This is a genomic window from Spirochaetota bacterium (genome assembly GCA_035477215.1).
In the GTDB taxonomy this organism is placed as follows: domain Bacteria; phylum Spirochaetota; class UBA4802; order UBA4802; family UBA5368; genus MVZN01.
The window spans coordinates 39,042-55,616 of record DATIKU010000015.1; the positions used below are offsets into that span (position 1 = coordinate 39,042).

18 protein-coding genes are annotated in these 16,575 nt (G+C 55.9%); 6 read left to right on the forward strand and 12 right to left on the reverse strand.

The genetic code is table 11. The features are described 5' to 3' along the window. Positions 1 to 254: 254 nt before the first annotated feature. Positions 255 to 1,592 (forward strand): peptidylprolyl isomerase, encoded by a 1,338-nt coding sequence (locus VLM75_03200; protein HSV95923.1) that lies wholly within the window; start codon positions 255 to 257, stop codon positions 1,590 to 1,592. Here the strand turns inward: VLM75_03200 and VLM75_03205 are convergent. Beyond that, on the reverse strand, positions 1,507 to 2,262 hold the full coding sequence (locus VLM75_03205; protein HSV95924.1) for an isoprenylcysteine carboxylmethyltransferase family protein: 756 nt from the start codon (positions 2,260 to 2,262) through the stop codon (positions 1,507 to 1,509). The genes VLM75_03200 and VLM75_03205 overlap by 86 nt on opposite strands. Beyond that, complete coding sequence (locus tag VLM75_03210) at positions 2,259 to 2,486, reverse strand: hypothetical protein (protein ID HSV95925.1); 228 nt, start codon at positions 2,484 to 2,486, stop codon at positions 2,259 to 2,261. Before VLM75_03210 ends, VLM75_03205 begins: the two co-directional genes overlap by 4 nt. Before the next feature lie 257 nt (positions 2,487 to 2,743). On the opposite strand from VLM75_03210, the gene VLM75_03215 reads away from it, so the two are divergent. Then, positions 2,744 to 3,898, forward strand: coding sequence for a hypothetical protein (locus tag VLM75_03215; GenBank protein ID HSV95926.1), 1,155 nt, complete (start codon positions 2,744 to 2,746; stop codon positions 3,896 to 3,898). Between the two features lie 356 nt (positions 3,899 to 4,254). On the opposite strand, the gene VLM75_03220 is transcribed toward VLM75_03215, so the two are convergent. Together VLM75_03220 and VLM75_03225 are read right to left on the reverse strand one after the other, a co-directional pair. After that, complete coding sequence (locus VLM75_03220) at positions 4,255 to 5,595, reverse strand: acyl-CoA dehydrogenase family protein (protein ID HSV95927.1); 1,341 nt, start codon at positions 5,593 to 5,595, stop codon at positions 4,255 to 4,257. 379 nt (positions 5,596 to 5,974) lie between these two features. Beyond that, complete coding sequence (locus VLM75_03225; protein ID HSV95928.1) at positions 5,975 to 6,463, reverse strand: PaaI family thioesterase; 489 nt, start codon at positions 6,461 to 6,463, stop codon at positions 5,975 to 5,977. Positions 6,464 to 6,717: 254 nt separating this feature from the next. Here VLM75_03225 and VLM75_03230 point away from each other — a divergent pair, with 254 nt between their 5' ends. Further along, positions 6,718 to 8,253: a long-chain fatty acid--CoA ligase gene (locus VLM75_03230; GenBank protein ID HSV95929.1), complete on the forward strand. Its 1,536-nt coding sequence runs from the start codon at positions 6,718 to 6,720 to the stop codon at positions 8,251 to 8,253. 48 nt (positions 8,254 to 8,301) lie between these two features. On the opposite strand, the gene VLM75_03235 is transcribed toward VLM75_03230, so the two are convergent. From VLM75_03235 to VLM75_03260, 6 genes are all read right to left on the reverse strand, one after another. Then, the gene (locus VLM75_03235) at positions 8,302 to 8,955 is read right to left on the reverse strand and encodes a hypothetical protein (protein HSV95930.1); all 654 of its coding nucleotides are present in this window, start codon (positions 8,953 to 8,955) and stop codon (positions 8,302 to 8,304) included. 58 nt (positions 8,956 to 9,013) lie between these two features. After that, the gene (locus VLM75_03240) at positions 9,014 to 9,829 is read right to left on the reverse strand and encodes an SDR family oxidoreductase (GenBank protein ID HSV95931.1); all 816 of its coding nucleotides are present in this window, start codon (positions 9,827 to 9,829) and stop codon (positions 9,014 to 9,016) included. Between the two features lie 107 nt (positions 9,830 to 9,936). After that, positions 9,937 to 11,043 (reverse strand): helix-turn-helix domain-containing protein, encoded by a 1,107-nt coding sequence (locus VLM75_03245; GenBank protein ID HSV95932.1) that lies wholly within the window; start codon positions 11,041 to 11,043, stop codon positions 9,937 to 9,939. Between the two features lie 113 nt (positions 11,044 to 11,156). Continuing rightward, positions 11,157 to 11,537, reverse strand: coding sequence for a hypothetical protein (locus tag VLM75_03250; protein ID HSV95933.1), 381 nt, complete (start codon positions 11,535 to 11,537; stop codon positions 11,157 to 11,159). A gap of 181 nt (positions 11,538 to 11,718) precedes the next feature. Then, complete coding sequence (locus VLM75_03255) at positions 11,719 to 12,120, reverse strand: PaaI family thioesterase (GenBank protein ID HSV95934.1); 402 nt, start codon at positions 12,118 to 12,120, stop codon at positions 11,719 to 11,721. A gap of 228 nt (positions 12,121 to 12,348) precedes the next feature. Beyond that, a complete protein-coding gene (locus VLM75_03260; GenBank protein ID HSV95935.1) occupies positions 12,349 to 12,570 on the reverse strand; it encodes a hypothetical protein in 222 nt (73 codons plus the stop codon). 307 nt (positions 12,571 to 12,877) lie between these two features. Between VLM75_03260 and VLM75_03265 the strand changes: the two genes are divergently transcribed. Further along, entirely contained in the window at positions 12,878 to 14,056 is a 1,179-nt protein-coding gene (locus tag VLM75_03265) for a MalY/PatB family protein (protein HSV95936.1), read from the forward strand. Here VLM75_03265 and VLM75_03270 read toward each other — a convergent pair whose 3' ends face one another. Continuing rightward, positions 14,057 to 14,509 (reverse strand): threonine/serine exporter family protein, encoded by a 453-nt coding sequence (locus tag VLM75_03270; protein HSV95937.1) that lies wholly within the window; start codon positions 14,507 to 14,509, stop codon positions 14,057 to 14,059. Further along, entirely contained in the window at positions 14,506 to 15,288 is a 783-nt protein-coding gene (locus tag VLM75_03275) for a threonine/serine exporter family protein (protein HSV95938.1), read from the reverse strand. Before VLM75_03275 ends, VLM75_03270 begins: the two co-directional genes overlap by 4 nt. A gap of 266 nt (positions 15,289 to 15,554) precedes the next feature. On the opposite strand from VLM75_03275, the gene VLM75_03280 reads away from it, so the two are divergent. Together VLM75_03280 and VLM75_03285 are read left to right on the forward strand one after the other, a co-directional pair. Further along, complete coding sequence (locus VLM75_03280; GenBank protein HSV95939.1) at positions 15,555 to 15,800, forward strand: metal-sensitive transcriptional regulator; 246 nt, start codon at positions 15,555 to 15,557, stop codon at positions 15,798 to 15,800. A 13-nt stretch (positions 15,801 to 15,813) separates the two neighbouring features. Beyond that, positions 15,814 to 16,575, forward strand: coding sequence for a class I SAM-dependent methyltransferase (locus VLM75_03285; protein ID HSV95940.1), 762 nt, complete (start codon positions 15,814 to 15,816; stop codon positions 16,573 to 16,575).

Consider the following 16,575-nt stretch of genomic DNA (forward strand, 5'->3'; position numbering starts at 1 on the left):
GGAGAGGGTTGCGGGCTGCCGGGCGGCAGCCAATTTTCTTTTCATAGGCAATGCCGCCGTATAGAATATCTGAAGCGTTTTAATTAAAGTATCTGAAGGCTTTCACAATGGCGGAGCCGTTCTCCGTAAAAAATGGTTTGACGATGCCGTCATCGTCATACTACATACCAGCGAATCGCGGCGATTACATCGGAATAAACCCATGCAGACAAACAGCGGTTACGTAAATCCTGTTCATCAAACAGTAGGTGAAAATGAAAAAGACTACGGCTCTGGTGTTTTTTATGGCGGTGGTGATGGTGTCGTGCAAGTGGGACAGTGACGTTATCGTCAGCTTTAAGGGCGGCGGTGTTACGCGCGGCGAATTCATTCAATGGCTAAAGGACCGCGGGCTTACCGGAGAGGAGTCCACAAAAAAACGCGACATGATGATCGGGGAGCTCCAGATGCTCGCCATAAACAGTATTGCCCTGCGCGAGGCCAAACGGGTAAACCACGAGAAAAGCGAGCGCTTTTCGTTTCTTATATCCGATATTTCCGACCGTTATCTCGCCTCCTTTCTGATGGAAAAAATATTGAAAGAAAAAGGTTACAAAGAAAAAGCCCTTAAAATCCGGCAGATACTCATGCCGGTCGAAAGCGCGTCCGATGCAGGAGCCGCCATTTCGAAGGCCCGTGAGGCGATAGCGGAGCTCGACAGGGGGGCAAGCTTCCGGGATATGGTATCAAAATATTCCATGCATCCCAGCAGAAATCAGGGCGGTGACATCGGCTATCTGGTGCGCGTACAGATGCCGCCCGCGTATGCAAATGCCGCGTTTGCCCTTAAAAAGGGCGAATATACGAAAGAGCCGCTCCATCTTACGGATCTTAAATCCGTATGTATAATCCTTGTGGAGGACGAGAAGGAAATCACACCGAAGACCATCGAGAAGATAGTCCGCGACGATGGCCAGCGGGCGCATCTCGGGGATATCCTGAACGCGAGGCTTAAAAGCGAATATGTGCACGGGCTCATGCAGGAGAGCGGCGCCGTCTTTAATGAGCAGGCGGTCAGGTCAAAAGCGCCGGGAACGGTTATTTTTTCGATCGGGGATATTAAGTTTACGGCGGGAGATCTGTCGGCGCGAATGCTCAGGATGCGCCAGATAATGAACGAAGGCCCCGGCGCCGGGGACACCGCGTCACGCGAAAGCATCGCGCGCGAATACTTCAGCGACCGGCTCCTGGTGATGGACGCGAAGAAAAAAGGCCTGGATCGCGACCCCGAATACCTTAAAAGGGTCAAGGAGGCGCGCGAGTCCTACCTCGCGGGAGATTATATCGAGTACGCGAGCTCGGGGAACATCGAGGTCACGCCGGCGGAGGTACGCAAGGAGTACGAGTTATTCAAGGACGGGCGTTATTCCTCGATGGTTACGGTAAATGGGAAAAAGGAGCGCCGGGTGATGCCGTTTGCCGAAGTCAGCGAAGAGATCGAGCGCGGCCTGCGGATGCAGAAACGGCTTATGGGCAGGGACGCCTGGATGAAGCGGATGATGGAGGAGTACGACGTACGCATCGCCGACGAGATGCTGGGCAAGAAGGGCTGAGCGGCGGAAGAAGCGCGTGCTGCCAGACTCCCGGCACGAGCCGGCCGTGCTTCATGGCGTATTCGGCATAGCCTTCAATATCGGATAGCATCCTCTCCTCGATGCGGATCCGCAGGATGATCGAGGGTACCAGCGCGAGAAGCAGTACGCGCAACGCGGGTATACTCGAAAAATACAGGGTAGTGCCCGGGTGCGCGATTATCATGCCGGCGTATGCCGGATGACGCACAAACCGGTAGGGGCCGGAGTCGACCACCTGGTGCCCGTCTATTGGGCGCACAAGATGAGAATAGTGCTCTCCGAGTGAATGGACCGCCCAAAGCCTGCAACCGACTCCCGCGATGAAAAGCGGTGATCCGACCACATGGTGAGAGCCGAAGCGGGGCAGGGCCGGTTTGAACCACTGGGCGGGCAGAATGGTCATCGGGCGACTCGCTGCGTAGTACTCGCGCGTTCCCGGACCGGCCGCGTGCTGTTTTTCATTCGAGTCGCGCCGGGCAATCCGCGTTTCAGCGAGAATCCACAATAAATATAACACAGTCATGGCCACATAGAGACCTGTCGAACCGGCCGACCGGTGGTTTTCGGACGATAAAATCAGCCTGAGCGTTAGAATGATGATGCCCGTCGCAAGCAAGAGGGGCATGGCCAGGGCCAGATATCTCTTCATATGACCAACCTTCCCTTGTACTGCGAAACGTTTGCCAGTCTTGCCGCAGCCTGCAGGATACCCGAAGCCGGAATGAATACCGCACCGCCGAGCGTCAGCGTTGTCGGAATCACGCCGAAACGCGCGAGCGACGACGATTTCGCGAATGCCAGAATCGCCATGCCGAGCAGAAAACCGGGCATGATGCGAAGAATGAATTCGAGAGTGATGCCGATGGTTTCCATGCACCGACCTCCGATTGCCGTACGTGAATAAAATAACGCCGGCGAGTTTAGCCCGTCCACGTAGTCTGTCAAGCCAGCATAGCGGTTTTAGCCGCTGCACTTCATCCTTGAAGTCGGATTACCGGTGCGCTCCGTAGTATTTGTTCTTGACAGCATAATGACTTTTGCATAGTAACTACACGATAAAAATTGCCAGCAGGCATCTTCTCGTCGATTTACACACCACTAGCTTTCACTCCAGAAGAGGGAGGATGCACATGAGATCAGCCTTCATCCTTGCGGTAGTTATCGTCGTGGTCATATCCGCGATATCCGCGGGCGCACAGGACAACGTCGTCTATCCGCAGCCGTATGCGGCAAAATACGCCGAGATGCCCTATGACCCCTTTATTACCGCCTACGCGGGCACGGGGTATTACTACTGGAACGATTTAAGCGGTCTGATCGAATCCAGCGGCGAGAAGGCGGTGGAGCAGAAAGTTGAGCCGTATGTAATGAAGAAATTCTACGTAAAGGCCGATCTCTGGATCTTCAATGCCGGTATCGAGTATCTCACCAGCCGATTCACCGACATGGGCAACATCACCGAGGAACAATCGGCGGAGGAACAACAGGACCCTCTGGCGCGCTACATGCGCTTCTTCTCGGGACTGCAGCTAGGGGGTGTCGAGCTCAAGGGAAACCTAACCTACCGGAAATTCCAGGGTGCCCTGAAATCTCTGGGGATGAAACCTTATGACGGTACACCCCCGATACTGCCCGTTTTGTATTATCCGGCAAACGGGCCCAAGCAGGAATTAGCTAAGGGAGATGAAGCTCCCTGGTCCACCGTCGTCAGGGATTACGAGATCGTTCTCTCCATCCCGATGAACGAACGACGTCGACGCGGCATGTTTACGAGCTATGAAATCGGTGGCCGGTATACGAGCTACAGCGCGCCGCAGAAACTTCGGTTTACGGATCCTGAAGCCGCGCCCGGCGATACGTATTTTTCGGCGGTCATGCAAACGACCTATCATATCTACAGCCTTTCTGTCGGGTATAGAACGCGCTACCAGACTATATCAGACGTCTACGTGGAATTCTACGCGCCTGGGGTTTTTGGGTTTCATCGTTTTGAAAACGACTATCTCGATGCGAGGCCCAAATATCCTTTCAACTTTACCGCCACGGGTCGGGGGCATTTATGTCTGGGGTATGACCTCAAACATGTCAGGCTGGAGGGTGGTATCGATTACACCTATTATTGCTCCTACTCGAAGGCCGATGTTAAATTAAAGGAGGATATTGATTACTACTCTGAACGTACCGGGGACCCAGTTACGCTGACGCAGGGCTCCAAAGCTGAAGTTTCAGCCATGCGCCTCGAACTATTCTGGGGCGTGTATCTTCAGGCATATATTCTTTTTTAACTCCATGGCACGGGGGCCTCAGAAGGCGAGGATTCGAATCCGCGCCTTCTGAGCCCCCCGTGAATTAAACCTTACATCGCAGTATTAAATCCAGGCCAGCCGCTTCATAAAGGCCTCTAATGAATCCCTGCTTCCTGTAAGCACCGTTGTGCACTCGATATCCTGACAAACCCGTATATCGTTTTTCATGATTTTCTCCTTCGTTAGCTTATGAAAATGAACGTATCGCCGATTATTGAGAATATTATAAAATACTATAATGTTTTCAATACGTCAAATATTAATCGAATATATACGGCCCGAAGGCGCGGATTCGAATCCGCGCCTTCGGGCAATCCGCGCCTTCATCATACCCGTTATTTGGGCCATACCTTCTTGAATCCCTTACCGCCGACAAAACAATACGGGCATTCCTCCGGGGCCTCGTCGCCGTAATGAACGTAACCGCACAGCGGACAGCGCCATGCCGCTTCGGCCGCGTTCTTCTTCCCGTCAAGGAGATGATGGTCGCCGATCAGTATCGGTATCTCGTCAAGCGGCGGCATGATGGACTGGTAACTGCCGAGGAGATAACCGGCGATGATGATGCGCTGCACTTCGCTCGTCCCCTCATAAATGGGCAGAAGCCTGGTGTCGCGCAGAAGCTTTTCGATCGGGTACATCCGTGTGTACCCGTAGCCCCCGAATATCTGCAGCGCGTCGTTCATGACCTGCACCGCCGATTCGGTCGCGTAAAATTTGCTGATCGAGGCGGTGATGGTGGGGTCCATGCCCCGGTCGGCCTCCCATGCCGCTTTCCAGACGAGGAGGCGCATGGTTTCGACCTTCTGGAACATCTCGGCCAGCTTGAACTGGGTCGATTGATAGTTCGAAATCCTGCCGCCGAAAGCGCGCCGCTTCTTCGCGTAATCCAGCGCGTATTCCATCGCGGAGCGCGCGGCCCCCACGGCGAACGCGCCGATGATCGGCCGGGTCCGCGCGAAGGTCTTCATGGCCAGAACGAAACCCTCGCCCGGTTCCGCGAGCACGTTCTCCTTCGGCACGCGAACGTTTTTAAGGTTGATGCCGACGGTGTTCGAGGTGCGCTGGCCCATCTTCGGAATAGAGCGCCCCACGCGTACGCCGTCCCATTCTTTTTCCACAACGAATGCGCATATGCCCGCGTGCTTCTGCTCGGGGTCGACCGTCGCGAAGATGGTCATGTAATCGGCAATGCCGCCGTTGGTTATCCAGTACTTGGTGCCGTTGAGCAGGTAGCCGTCGCCGTCTTTAGTCGCGCGGCAGATCATGGACGCGACGTCCGATCCCATGGTGGGCTCGGAGGTCGCGAAACAGATGCGCTTGAATTCCTTCGCGATCTTCGAAAGGTATTTTTCTTTCAGCGACTCCCTGTCCGATATCACCAGCGGTTCGAACCCGAGCGAGTTATCGAATATGGACGTGGCAAGCCCCGGGCATGCGGCGGCGATTTCCTCGGTGAGGATCGCTCCCTCCAGGAGCCCATACCCTCGTCCACCGTACTTCTTCGGGATGTCCGAATTCATGATTCCCGCGTCAAAGGCCTTTTTTAAAACAGAAAGCGGAATTTCGTCTTTCTCGTCACTATTCCAGGCCGCGGGGAGCACCTCGTTGATCGCGAATTCCCGGGCCTTCTTTTGTAATGCCAGTTGCTCATCGCTCAGGGTAAAATCCAGCATGGATCTCCTCCGTTATTTTCGTGATGTGATGGTTCGGCTCGTGGACGTCTTCGGGCGCGGGTGGTCGGTAAGCGCGGGACGGACGGTCGGTCTCCATGCGCGCCACAGCCGAATGCTATACCGCCAGCCTGTTTTGATCCAGAAAAATAAGTAGCACTTCCCGGGAGAAAGTTTAATTAATTCATATAATTTGGTTTATAAAGATGTGCCGATATAGTTGATTCCCGACCTACCCGAATTCTACTGTATCCGGCTGTGCCCGCGGTAACCGTGCATGAAGCTGGCGAGGCTTATCACCCGGCAGATGAAGGGCGAGCTCACCGTCACCGGTGTCGGAGGCGCGCGCTTCAGCGAGCGCGTGGCGCTGCTTTGATGGTTCTCAGCGGCCAATCCCCGCGATGTAATCTACGGGTTTGCCCGAGACCAGCACGTTGCACTGCGCCCGCGCCGTCGGTTCGCCCCCGCGTGACAGCTCGCCTGTAAGGTGAATGAGGTTTTTACCCTCCCGGAAGACCGAAGCGACGGCCCTGATGGTGTCGCCTTTCCTGGCCGTTCCGAGATAATCTATGGTCATGTTGACGGTAAGAAGGGCCGTATCGTAGCCCAGGGTGGCGCACACGGTGCCCATGGCATCGTCCAGCATGGCCGCCTGTATCCCCCCATGCAGATATCCGGCCGGATTGGTCATCTCGGGGCGCACGGTGTAGTCGAGCTCGATACGTCCCCGGCCCACGTCTACAAGCACCGCGTCGAGCCAGCGGGTAACGCATTCGAAGGGCATGGAGCCCAGGTTCTTTCCGATGAACCGGGTCATGACCGAAAGCACCGTCTCCGAAATTTTAGTTAAAGGGCCCTCTATCCGGCTCATCGCGATTCCTCCGATGGTGATTTAGTTCGATGCGACTGTGTGATAAAGGTCTATCGAACGGCGGATATCCTATGTCAATTTAAAAACACGCTGTATCAAACATACGTGCGAATGGACGGGGCTTTTATTTCTTGACAGTCGATCGTATATTGGTTAGACGTCCAACCAGCTGAGTTTTATACTGGTCCGAGCGCCGTAAGAGTTAAGGGGGCCGGATGGAACGACTATACATTATTTAAGAGCCGGGAGGGAATATGGACATTTCATTCAGCAGCATAAGCGACATGGTCGTCAAACAGGCCCGGGCGATGGGCGAAAAGCCGGTGATTCTTTACTATGAGCGCGACATCAGTTACCGTGAGATGGATGAGAAAAGCGCGTCGATCGCGGCAGGACTGCAGGAGCTCGGGGTTAAAAAAGGCGACAGGGTCTGCCTCCTCATGGAGAACTCGCCGGAATACTATTTTGCTTATTTCGGCATCATAAGGCTCGGCGCCATTGCGGGCCCGGTTAACTGCTGGTGGCAGACAAAAGAGATAGAATATCTTTTTAACGACTCCGGGGCTGTCGCGGCGATCGTTGATTCGGCATATCGCGCGCACCTTGAGGCGATAAAAGGAAAGGCGCCGGCGCTGAAGCATGTTATAGAGCGCGGAGGAGACGGCACGTTTCTTTCGTTTGAAGAGATTGCGGATAAAAAAGCGGTTCCTGCCGATGTTGAGATCGGCATGGATGATGTCTCTACCATCGTGTACACTTCGGGCACCACGGGAAATCCCAAGGGAGTGCTCCTGACCCACGGCAATATCCTCACCAATTCGCTGCAGGCGGGAAAACTGGCCAACATCAGGAGCAGTGACGTCGTACTGTGTTTTCTTCCCCTGTTTCATGTCAACGGTCTGGTCATCACCGGCACGGCGCCGATGTGCGCCGGGGCACAGATAGTGCTGCGGAAAGGCTTTTCGGCCGGAGAATTCTGGGAATGCGTTTCGAAATACCGGGTGAGCATTTTCAGCGGCGTCCCCACCGTCTACCAGATTCTGCTGGCTACGCCAGGAAGCGAAAAGGCCGACGTGAGCTCACTGCGGTACGGGGTGTGCGGTGCGGCACCGATGCCCGTGGAGACCATACGCAAGTTCGAGGAGAAGTTTAACATGATCATCATCGAGGGATACGGCCTCACCGAAGCCACTGCCGGGGCGACGGCGAATCCCATCGATGGCGTACGAAAGATCGGCTCGATCGGCATACCCTTCGAAAATAGCGAGATAAAGCTGTTTGATGACGACGACAATGAGGTGCCCCGGGGGGAGGTGGGCGAGATCGTAATCCGCGGCGGCAACGTAATGAAGGGATATTTCAACAGGCCGGAGGAGACCGAAAAAACACTGCGCGGGGGATGGCTTCACACCGGAGATATGGCGTATGAGGACGAGGACGGCTATTTTTTCATCGTGGACCGCAAGAAGGAGATGATCATCCGTGGAGGAGAGAACATCTATCCAAAGGAGCTCGAGGAGATAATATACGGCCATCCGAAAGTACAGGAAGTTGCGGTGGTCGGGGTAAAGGACGAGATCTACGGCGAGGAGGTCATGGCCTGCCTGGTGCCGCGGCAGGGAGAAACGGTCGACGTTGAAGAGTTTCGCTCCTGGTGCAAGGCGAATATGGCCTCGTACAAGGTGCCGAAGTACGTCAGTATCCGGCAGCAATTGCCGAAGAACATACTTGGAAAGATATTGAAAAAGGAACTGAAGGCGGCATTGAAGGGCGAGGGCCTTCTGGGCTAAGATCGCGCGGCGCGAAGGACATGCGGCCGCCTTCGCGCCGTTTCCGCATCACTGCATTCCAGCCCAGGCCGTCGGCTTACCGTATACGATGAACGGTGACGGATTGAGGCTGCCTCCGCCTATGCCCAGCGAGCCATAGCCTATATACAGCCGGTCGTTCACACGCCGGAGCTCGTCGCGCATGGTGTGTACGATGCCGCCGTTGTGAGCGGCGTACTCTATCAGAAACGCGTATTTTGCGTCATAGGCTGACGGCCCCACCGTCGTGTTCATCTTCCGGCTGCGGTTGATTACCGGTTTGCCGTCGGACGAAGTCTGCACGAAGAGATTGTATCCCCATCCCCCGGAGCCGCTGAAAGGGAAGAAGGCCTTGCCGACCCACCTGCCGGGGCCGAAAAAATGATCGGTGTAAAAATCAACCATCGCGGCCATGATGCCGACAGGAAGGTTCATCGCCCGGTACTCCCCTTTCAGTTCGGGGAAAGCCGGCGCGTCCAGCGCGTGAAAGAGCTGGCGAAATTCTGATTTCGAGAGCTTTGTGATGTCGTCAGGTGTCGCGAGGCCCGGATCTTTGCCGAGGATGTCGGAGGGTGCACCTCCCTGATACCCGAAACCGTTCTGCAGTATGTTAATTGCCGAAAGCGCAAGCGTGATGATCAGAGACGCGCCGATGAAGTACGATATGATTTTTATCGTTTTCATTGTCTGGTTTTTCCTTGTGTTTAATTAAAGTTATTATAATCATTGAAGTCTTGCGCACTTATGGACGACCGGTAAATACGTCCATCGCGCTGTCGCCGCCCGACATTTTAAGCATCCAGTCAAAAAAGGCGGTGGGCAGCAGCTTCAGGAACATCATCCCCCGGATGCTGTGCGCCGGAAGCATAACGTAGGGGTGGTCCTTTTTCACGGCGCGTACGATGCGCGCGGCCGCCCGATCGGGCTTCACGAAGGGGCTCAGGAGCATCGGCTTGAATCCCCGGAACATCCCGGTGTCGATGATGTACGGGCATACGCAGGTGATCTTCACGCCGCCGTGCCCGAATTTTTTTAATTCACGCCTGAGCGCCTCGGAGAATCCGACCTCGGCGAACTTGCTCGCGGCGTAATCCGAGAGAAGCGGCATTCCCAGAAGCCCGCTCGACGACGCCACGTTGACAATGTTGCCGCTGTTGCGCGCGGTCATGCCTGGAAGGACCGCCTTCGTGAAATACAGGTGGCCCCAGAAGTTGACATCCATGGTCCGGTGAAACTCCTCGAGCGACAGGTCCAGGAAGGCTTTCCCGATAACCATACCGGCGTTATTGATCAGCACGTCGACCTGCGTAAAATCGCGCATGATACCGGCGACCGTCCGGGATACCGCGGTCCTGTCAGAGATATCACACGTGTAGGTATTCACCGATATTTTCAGGCCCTTCTTCCCGATATCGTCCTTCAGAGCTTTCAGCGCCGCCGCGTTTATGTCTACCAGCGCCAGGTTCGAGGATTCGGCGGCGAATCGCAGGGCCATAAGCCTTCCAATACCGCTGCCCGCGCCGGTAATGATGATGTTTTTGTTTATAAGAGACTTCATTTTAGTTATACCTCCTGAACGTGTTTCCGCGCCAGTGTCGCGGCGTCCGCATGCTATAGTATATGACCGGAAGCAATCGACCGGATTTATAATTCCGTTTAAAAAAACTATACGGCGCGGCGGGAGTTTTTGCGGAAATCACGGGGGCTGGTCCCGGTGAACTGGCGGAATGCCTCGTTGAAGGCGGACTTCGAGTTAAAACCGACGCTGAAGGCGATTTCGAGCACGTTCATCGAATCGCTTTCATCGAGGAGCCGTTTTGCCTCGTCGACGCGGAAACGGTTGACGAAGGAATTGAAGTTGGTGCCCAGGGTATTGTTGAGCACCCATGAGAGGGTGTGCGGGCTTATCGCGAGTATGGCCGCCAGGGAGCCGAGGGAAAGGGAATCGTCACGATAAAGTTTCTGATCTTCCATTAGCTCGCTAATCCGGCGCAAAAGTACATCGATATCGTCCGGTACGGAGTGGATGCGGAACGGTCGGCTTTTGCCGGCCTCGACGATGAGGAGTTGTATGAGGCGCGGATGCCGTATCCCTACGATGTATGAACAGCAGAAAAGCAGGCCTATGCCGGCCGCACCGGCGCGGGCGGCTGCGGGAGAGCCCAGCGCGAAGCCGGAGGTCACCGCGGATGCCGCCGCGAGTGTGAGGACTACGTAGAGAGTGTTGACCAGAAGCAGCGGAGAGGGCCGCCTGTAAAGCATACCGCGGATAAAGCCGAAGGCGAGGGGTCCCAGCAGGCCCGCGTATAGAATGACGGCGGCTATGGGTACGATGCATACCCAGGCGGTACCCCGGAGCACGTTTCCCGAGGCGACACCGGCAATGAGCAGGCTTTTCGCTTCGGAGGTGGACAACATAAAGAGCACGTCCGCGGGCAGTGCCGCGAGCACCGGAAGGAACGTGGCCGGGTGGACGCTGTGAGCCGTTGCGTCTGGGCGCACAACCAGGGCATACGCGTGGTAAGAGAGCGGTCCCGCGAGAAACAGGAGCGAGCAGTGAAAGGACATAAGCCATGGATGTTCGAGTGCTGTGCCGTCAAGCATGAATCCGACCTGGAAGAGGAGCAGCCCCACGGTGAAGAGCAGGGCGGAGAGGTTCAGGTTTTCCGTGCGCCGTTTTCGCACGAGCAGGTGAACGAGCGAGAACAGCAACGCGAGCCCCGCCGAGAAGAATATGATGTAGTCGAGACAGGCCGCCGATGCCGGAATCATTGCATACGCTGCCGGGGAATGCGATCGCGCTTCGCAAGCGCCACGGCTATAGTACTATATTCAATCAGGAATGTCAAGATGTTTCGGTGCGGCCGCGTGCGATGCCATGTCACTCAATGGCTTCCGCGCCGCAGAATCCCGCCGATATCCACGCCGTCAAGATGGCGCAAAACAAGCGGCTCCATGTCGACGGCGGTTTCCGCGAGCTCGTCCGGACGCGGATGATGATCGAATACGAAGACGATATGCGAAGTGAAGCTCTCCGTGATCCTTATGCCGAATTGTGCGAAATAAAACCCCAGGCCTTCGTCGGTGCACGCGCCAATCAGGACCGAGTCGCGCCCGCGGTTGAGGATATCGCATTTTTCGGCGAACAGGTTCTCAATCGCCGGATCGTCGAAGAGCGTATAGGAGACCCCCGCCTCGGAGAGGTAGTCGATGAAGGAACGCACCCCCAGAAAGCGGTGTTCGATATACGGCTTGTCGGCAGGCATGATCGTGTTCTCCGCAGTGTGATTAAACCGCGGGTCAGATGACCCGATGTCACGGATTCTGTCCAGCCGGAATTGGGATTTTCCCGGAACAGTGGATGCGGTTGCAGCCGCAAGTGTAAAGCGAAACCATGCTTCATGCGGCCGGCGAATACACCCGCAATTACTGTTCCTGCGTCATGTTTTATGGAGCCCCCGCAAACACGTGGCGTTCGGGAACGACGCACAGGAATGTTCCGGTAAAAACCCTTTCATCACCGCGGACGATTTCCACCGCCACGGTTCGCTTTTTGCCTTCGGATTCAATCACCCGGGCGGTGGCCGTCAGCAGCTCTCCGGCGCCTGCCGGTTTTAAAAACGCCACCTCGGCCCTTCCTAAAACGACATTGGGATGGTTCACCGCGAGCATGGCGGCGTAATCGGCAAGCCCGAAAACGAAACCGCCGTGAACGAGGCCGCTGTCGTCGGCGCGCATCTGGTCGCTGAGACGAAGCGCTACCGTACAAATACCCTCTTCAAGCGAGAGCGGGTTGCCGCACAGGCGGCGATCGATACGATCGTGCGTTTTAATGTTAAGCTCGGACATCGCGTTACCTCTTGAGATCGTTATGGCACTGTGACTTTTTCCCGTTCCGGCCATGTGCCGTTTAAAATTTAATATAAAAGCATACAGTAAAAGGAAAGTAAGGTCAACAGCGGTTAACGGAGTATGGTATAATCCATTCACGTCCGTGGAGAGGGGTATGTTAGTTTACCACGAGGGCACATCATCGCGGGACAGAGAAAACGGCCGCCGCGCGGGCGGCCGTCACAGTTACATCATCGTCGCCCATTCCGAGGTTTCCCGGCCTGCATCTTCAGGCAATGCCGATCTAAGGCGCGCAAAGAGCTTTTCCAGGCCTTCCTCCCGCTCCTTCAGCATTTCCCGGTACTCCCTGGTGCTGGTGTGCCGAATCTCGGTCGGCAATTCCTTCAGTTCGCGGGCCAGCAGGTCGACGATGATCTCAAGTTCTTTTTCATCAAGATGGATGTTCATGCATCCTCCCCGCCGTATATCCGGCGTCATTTGATTGAGATGTGCCGCCAAACCGAAACGCCCCGTCTATTTCAATGGACCGCCGCAGAACGAGCCGGGAACATTCCGGTCGCGCCCGGATCAAATATATGAGGAAGACCGGCGGAAAACAACTCCCGGGCACGGTTGAGAGAACGAGATCGACGATCGAGGCGTGATTCATGTCTTATTCCTCGCCCTCATGCGCATTACCCGGGTCACAAGCCGGAAAAAGTCTTGAACAGGCCGATGCTTGGATATTAGATGCATTCGTTCGGGGAGGCCGGGGATGAGTGTATATGATTTCGACCGTATAATAGAGCGCCGGGGGACCGGGTGCGAAAAATGGGACATGATGGAGGCGATCTTCCGCGCTAAAGATCTGGTGCCGCTGTGGGTCGCCGATATGGACTTTGCGTCGCCGCCGGAGGTCATCGAGGCGCTGGTGCGCCGCGCGGAGCACGGCGTATACGGATATACGGGATGCACCGACGGGTATTTCAACGCCGTCACGGGATGGATGCGGCGACGTCACGGCTGGGACGTTAGGCGCGAGTGGGTGGTCCCGTGTCCTGGGGTGGTTCCGGCGCTCAACGTACTGGTCCGAGCGTTTACACGGCCGGGAGACCGGATCATCGTCCAGCAGCCGGTATATCATCCTTTCATGCTTGCCGCGGAGAACAACGGAAGGCGCGTCCTCAACAACGAGCTTCGCCTGGACGGCTCGCGCTACGTCATGGACCTCGACGATTTGCGAAAGAAGGCCGCAGCGCGGCGCGTGAAGATGCTCATCCTGTGCAGTCCGCACAATCCTGTCGGAAGGCTCTGGACGCGCGATGAGCTCGCGGAGCTCGGCCGCATCTGCGTGGACAATGGCCTCGTGGTGGTCTCGGACGAAATACATTCCGATCTCGTGCTCGGCGGGCGGCGGCACGCGCCCTTCGCGTCGATATCCGAGGAGTTTGCCGCGCGTTCGGTGGTCTGCACGGCGCCCAGCAAGACCTTCAATCTCGCCGGACTACAGACGGCGAACGTCATAATCCCCGACGCGAAGCTGCGCCGCGATTATTCGGTCGCGCAGGAGGAGTGCGGATTCTTCTCGATGAACGCCTTCGGAACCGTGGCGCTGGAGGCCGCGTACATGCATGGCGAACCATGGCTCGAGGCCCTTTTACGGTATATAGAGGCAAACCTTCGTTTTCTCTCGGAATTCATCACGCTAAAAATACCGCGCATAACGCTTATAAGGCCCGAGGCCACATATCTGGCCTGGCTCGATTTCCGCAGCCTCGGAATGGATTCACGCGCGCTTAAAAGCTTCTTCCGTCATTCGGCGGGTGTTGCGCTGGGAGAGGGGCACATCTTCGGCCATGGCGGAGAAGGCTTCGCCCGGGTGAACCTGGCGTGCCCGAGGAAGATAATGGAAGAAGGTCTCGAGCGGCTGGCTCGCGCCATCGACGGGCTCTGATCAGAGCGAGATGCGTTTGCTATTATCCTTCGTGAAGAGATAGACGATGAGGTTCGTCACCGACGACACCAGCACCAGCCCGGTGGCGATGGCGCCCGCGGTGATGAGCGTTTCCATTCCCAGCTCGAGCGAGCGCGCCGTATTGCCCCGGATCGATTCGAACATCGTGTAATACATGCCGCCGCCCGGCACCAGCGGAATGACCGCGCAGATGGCGAAGGTGGTGGCCGGCGCGCTTCTGACGCGGGCCATCACCTCGGCGTACACCCCCACCACGATCGAGGCGATGAAGAACGAGAAGATCGGCCCGACCGGAAAAGACATCGACAGAAGATACGCAAGCCAGCCCGCGGCCCCGCCGAACGCGGCAAGGATGATATTAAGCCCTCGAATATTGAAGAGAATCGAGAATCCGAGGGTGGCGATGAAAGCGTACGCTGCGGGGCCGATCATCGGATTCCTCCCGCGAGGAGGTGCCAGAGCTTGAGGACGATACCGCTTCCCGCCGCGATCGCCACCGCGATTAGAAACGATTCCATCGCGCGGGCTATACCCGAAAGGAGGTCGCCCGCGAGCGTGTCGCGGATTGAGTTGGTGATGGCGAGCCCCGGTACGAGGAGCATGATCGAGCCTATGATGATTGAATTGGGATGTATGCCCGGGATCATCGCGGCGCTCGCGAGGGCGAAGAGCGCCGCCAGCGCTCCGCCGGCGACGTTGATGAAAAACTCGTTGAGCCGTATGGACGAGAGCAGCAGTGAAAGCGCCTTGATTACCCCGCCGGTATAGAGCGCCACGCTGAATTCACCGGTACCGCCGCCGAAGAGCAGCGTGAAAAAACCCGCGGTGAACGCGGCCGTGGGCACCGTAAGCCATGCGGCATACCCCGGCTCATTCTCAATCCGGATGAGCTCGCGGCGCATGTCGGCCGGGGAGAGCTTATCAGAGCACACGGATTCGACAAGCCTGCCGGCAAGCAGTACCTTGTTTAAATTTATCGAGCGGTGCTTGACGCGGCGGATGATGGAGCGGGTACGGCCGTCGTCATCGGATACACTCAGGAAGATGCCCGTCGGCGTAACGAAGCTGTCGCCATCGTGATAGCCGTAGGCGCGGCAGAGCGCGTTCATCGTCTCCTCGACGCGATGCGTCTCGCCGCCGTTCTCGAGGATGAGTCTCCCCGTATCGGCGGCAAGGTGCAGAATCGCGTGTTTGTCGGCATGCGTATTCATGGCATAATCGAAGAGACGAGCTTAGACGGTGTGTCGGGGCGAGGCAAGTGAAAAATGACTCATTAACATCTGTCGCGGATGTAGCGGTGTGGAAGTTGGATTTACGGAAACTACCGAAAAAATTCGGAATCATAAATTGCTTTTATTTTTTTGTTGACGTAAGAGAGCCTGTATCGCATTATCCCCTCCGGGGGGAGGGGATATAAACTGTTTTCGAGGGGAGTTACACGATGGGTAATGGACACCACAGCGGCGAAAAAATAGTAATGAGGCTAACAAAGATTGAGGGGCATATACGGGGCATTCAAAAAATGGTCCAGGAAGGGAAGCCCTGCAGCGACGTGCTTCACCAGATCGCGGCGGTGCAGTCGGCCCTTGCGGCGGCGGGAAAGCTCCTGTTCGAAGATCATTTCCAGCACTGCATTATAGATAAGATATCCAATAGTACGCTGCGGGACGAGTTGCTGCAGTTCAAGGAGACTATGGAGACATTTTCCCGGGGAATGCGATAACAAGGGGGATGCAATGAAAGAGGACAGGGAACGATACGATTTCGGATGGTCGTGGCGATGGATGCACGGTTACTGGATCGCCGGATCAATTATGATGGCGCTTGCCGCATCGCTCTATTATTATCTGCCGGAACAACGGATTTTACTGATACTGGTAGTGATAGAGGCCATGATTCTATTCGCGGGGAACATTGTATGGCGATCGTCACGGAAACAGGAATATATGACTTTACCCTGGGTGGATCTTTTTACGGCCGGCCCTAAAACGGTGCTCGATGCGGGGTGCGGATCAGGAAGAACGACCATTGCGCTATCCAAGGTGATGGATGAAGGCGACATCACCGCAGTGGACCGTTTCGACGCAAGTTATATCAAGGAGGGAGGCCGTCATCTTATTGAAAGGAACCTGGCGATTGCGGGCATCTCCGGGATGGTGAAAATAGTGCGAGGGGATTTGACGGAATTACCCATCGAAGATGAATCACATGACGCCGCCATCAGCACCTACGCTATAGACCACATGAAGAAAAAGGGATCGGCGTTAAGTGAAATCCACCGCGTACTGAAACCGGGCGGAAGATTTCTCCTTGTCGTTTTCGTTCCCAACTGGGCCACCTTCCTGATCGCCAATGCGCTGTGCCTGTTTCTAACCTCCAGAAAAAAATGGAGAACTATATTTAAAGAAGCCGGATTCATTCTCGTTGACGAGGGAACCATAAACGGCGGCGGTTTTTTCCTCGCCGAGAAAATTAGGTCAGTCAGGGAGAATTATTGA